The following is a 373-nucleotide window of genomic DNA, read 5'->3' as shown; positions in this document are numbered from 1 at the left end:
CATCGAATTCTGAAATTCTTTGTTTCTGCTTCTAGGCACGCTGGCTCATTGCCAGCACTGGCTCCAGTACCCATTCCCAAATTTTCCTACTGTCTTGCAACACATCCGCCTCCAGTGTCATGCCTGGCTTGAGGACTTGCGCCTGTCCATATGCATTGATGCTTTGCTCATGCAGCCTGACCTTGATGCGGTACAGGGCTTCGTTGGTGTTGAAGCCATTGATGGCTTGCTGGGCATTACTCAGAATCGTGCTTGCCAAGTGCGCTGGCAGTTCTGCCGGGGCAAAGGGGGTGCGACTGACATCAACGACGGTGGCTGTATGCAGGCCAAACTTTTGGTAAGGAAAGGCTGCATAGCGTATCAATACTTCTTG

General features: G+C 51.7%; 1 pseudogene. It reads right to left on the bottom strand.

From position 1 onward, the window contains the following. Positions 1-31: 31 nt before the first annotated feature. Positions 32-373: pseudogene (locus ACO0LD_RS31790) on the bottom strand (HlyD family secretion protein); the annotation flags it as partial.

It is taken from the genome of Undibacterium sp. Ji83W, from assembly GCF_049340385.1.
Lineage (GTDB): Bacteria > Pseudomonadota > Gammaproteobacteria > Burkholderiales > Burkholderiaceae_D > Undibacterium.
Note: the sequence above shows the minus strand (reverse complement) of the source record. Positions and strands in the feature narration are given on the sequence as shown.